This is a genomic window from Vibrio sp. Vb0349, from assembly GCF_033338975.1.
The window spans coordinates 1-3,327 of record NZ_JAWOTS010000060.1 but is presented as its reverse complement, the minus strand read 5'-3'; the positions used below and the strand labels follow the sequence as shown (position 1 = coordinate 3,327).

Below are 3,327 nucleotides of genomic sequence, written 5' to 3'. Positions count from 1 at the left end.
TAGTTTTACAGGCAAAGCCGAAACGGATGATAACCACCTACTGAAGTAGGTGGTTTAGGGCTGAAAATAAAAAAAGCGAGCACGAGGCTCGCTTTTAACTTTCTGTTTTCGTTATATATTACAATAGCTCAACCGATTGTTTGGCTATCACGAATTCCTCGTTAGTAGGAATAACTAGTGCTTTCGCACCGAGCAACTCAGATGTTGCAATAACACCTGCGTTACCAAATCTTGCATCTTCGTTACCTTTCTCATCTTCAACAAAACCTAACAGTTTTAGGTTTTTCAAGATTTCACGACGAATTGGTAGTGAGTTTTCACCAATACCACCAGTGAAGATGATGCCGTCTAATGAATCCAGAGCCGCTAGGTAGGAAGTAATGTACTTCGCAACGCGGTAAGTGAAGATCTCAAATGCCAACTTCGCACGTGAATTCCCCGCTTCCATTGCTTCTAGTACACCACGAGCATCACTTGTCACACCAGATACACCTAAGAAACCTGACTTCTTGTTCATCATCTCGAACACTTCGTCTTTTTCCCAGCCTTTACGGAAAAGGAACTCGATAACACTTGGGTCGAGGTCACCACAGCGAGTGCCCATCATTAGGCCAGCTAACGGCGTCAAACCCATACTTGTATCAACACATTCGCCATTTTTAACCGCACTCACTGATGCACCGTTACCTAAGTGCACAGTGATAAAGCTGCTTTCTTCAACCGGCTTATCTAGCATTTTCGCTGCTTCACGGCTTACGTAGTAGTGGCTTGTGCCGTGAGCACCGTAACGACGCACTTTATGCTCTTCGTAAAGCTCGTAAGGAAGTGCGTACATAAAGGCTTTGGCTGGCATTGTTTGGTGGAAAGCAGTGTCAAATACAGCAAATTGAGGCAGTGAAGGGAACGCCGCCATTGCCGCTCTCATGCCTTCAGCGTTCGCTTTGTTATGAAGTGGTGCAAGTTCAGCAAGGCGCTCTACTTCTTGAATAACTGTTTCATCAACTTTCACAGTTCCTTTAAAGGTTTCACCGCCTGCGACAATGCGATGGCCTACAGCGACAAATTTTGAGCTCAAACCTAGAGTTTCGAGTAGTTTTACCACTCGCTCAACAGCGTACTGATGATGGTTACCGCCAGCTGGAATTGCTTCAACGGTTTTTTCTCCCTGATATTTCCAACTGATTTCAGCTTCAGGTAGGCCAAAACACTCACCAATACCTGATACCAAAGCTTCACCGGTTTCAGAATCAATAACAGCAAATTTTAATGAAGAGCTACCAGAGTTGATCACCAGTACAAACGAATTAGACATGAAATAGTTATCCTGTTGTAGAGCAGAGGTTGTAATAGCGCTTGTGCGCTGCGTACTTCTTGTTTGCCCCTCTATTATTCAATAATTTTTTAATCTTTCAACAATCTTTTAGTAAAAGCGATTTGATTGAACAAATTTTGTTGATCTGTAGCAAGTTTTGATTTTATTTGAAGACTAAAAAATATCACTTGTTAAACATAATTTATGAATAGGTCAATTTGTACAAAGTCAGATATATAAGCTACGTTGTTTATTGGGTGAACAAAAATAACAAACCAATCAATAAATCGGGGTAATAATGTGCCCACTATTGCATTTCTATTAGTGATCTTAGGTTTGATTTTGCTCTGCTGGGGATGGCAGATGACAAAAAACATCTGCTCGAAAACTGACGTAACCGGGTGGACTTTCCTATTATTGTTAATCAGCTGTTTCATTTTTGCTTATGCCGTTTTTTTGCACGCCATCATGCAAAAACCTATTGCTTCTCTCCTAGAAACGGGGGTTTCTCTTATACTTTTTGGCGGCAGTATCTTTGTCGTGCTGGTGATTAAGTGGAGCAACGATTCGATATTAGAGCTTCATACCGTTGCTGAAAGAGAGAAGCGCAATGCTGTCCATGACGCTCTTACTGGGCTCCCTAATCGTAAATACTGCTTTGAGTCTATCGAAGGCAGAATACAATCTAGAGACCCATTCTCGGTGATCCTTTTTGACGTGGTTAATTTTAAACAAGTCAACGATGCAATGGGTCACTTTTGTGGAGACCAGTTACTTATTCAAATTGGTCAACGCCTTCAGGGGAAACTGAAAGGCAATGACCAGATATTCCGCGTTGGTGGTGATGAATTTGTCATCCTGACCTCTTCTGCATGCGAGGAAACGGGTAAAAAACTCATAGAAGAACTAGATTCTGCAATGTCTGAACGCTTTCATTTAGATGAGTTTCAAGTTTCCTGCCGCGTTGTTTTCGGTATAAGCACCTACCCATATGACGCCCTAACCAATGATCTTTTGATCAAGCACGCAGATATCGCTATGTATCACGCCAAGCGTAATGGCAATCTTTGTGCGTTTTATAATGAGGATATGAACGTCGGGGCTAAGTACCAACTTGAGATATCTTCTCGTATTCAATGTGCGCTTGAAAAAGAAGAGTTTCAGTTGTATTACCAACCGTTGATTGATGCACACACTAACTTAGCTGTCGGTTTTGAAGCAGTGATTCGTTGGCATGACGAAAATGGTAAAACGATCTCACCCAACGACTTCATTCCTATCGCAGAGCGTAGCAATCAGGTGCACAACATTACCATGTGGGTTCTTAACCAAGTAGAAAGGGATCTGCAAACATTTATAGAGAAAGGCATTAAGCTTCCTGTCCACGTAAACTTATCAGCGAAAGATCTCTCATCTAACTTGCTGTTTAATCGCTTAGAAACTTTGCTCAAAGTAAACCCGCAATTCGCTGACCTAATAAGTTTAGAGATCACTGAAACGATGGCGATCGATAGGGTCGTTGAGCTCAACCCCTTAATTCATCAAATTAAAGGATTAGGTATAAAGATCAGCTTGGATGATTTTGGCACTGGGTATTCATCTTTGTCACTGTTAAGAGATCTTCCGGTTGATCAAATTAAAATCGACCGCTCATTTCTCTCCACAGCAAGCCGTACAGAAGGCTCCCGCTCTATCGTTGAGAACACGATTGCGCTAGCACATGGATTAGGGTATTCGGTCGTAGCAGAAGGCGTTCAAGACATGGACACACTGCATTTTTTGAGAAGTCGAGGCTGTGACATCATTCAGGGTTACTTGTTCTGTCCTGCCCTGCCCTTAGACGAAGTAATAAGTTGGGTAAACAAACACGATGAAAAGCAAAACCGTATTAGACGCGCATAAAAAAGCCGAGCGCTTTGCTCGGCTTTCAATTCTTTGTGTGTGCCGTCCTAAATAAGGTTGACACTTTCCACCCCCAAAATTGGAGAGTGTTATGAAATCAACAACTAAAAGAA

2 protein-coding genes are annotated in these 3,327 nt (G+C 42.2%); one reads left to right on the top strand and one right to left on the bottom strand.

The features are described from left to right. Positions 1-118: 118 nt before the first annotated feature. Positions 119-1,312 (bottom strand): acetate/propionate family kinase, encoded by a 1,194-nt coding sequence (locus R7Q47_RS23085; RefSeq protein WP_005386205.1) that lies wholly within the window; start codon positions 1,310-1,312, stop codon positions 119-121. Positions 1,313-1,675: 363 nt separating this feature from the next. Between R7Q47_RS23085 and R7Q47_RS23080 the strand changes: the two genes are divergently transcribed. Next, positions 1,676-3,214, top strand: a complete 1,539-nt coding sequence (locus R7Q47_RS23080) for a putative bifunctional diguanylate cyclase/phosphodiesterase (protein WP_195723046.1) — start codon at positions 1,676-1,678, stop codon at positions 3,212-3,214. The last annotated feature ends 113 nt before the right edge of the window (positions 3,215-3,327 follow it).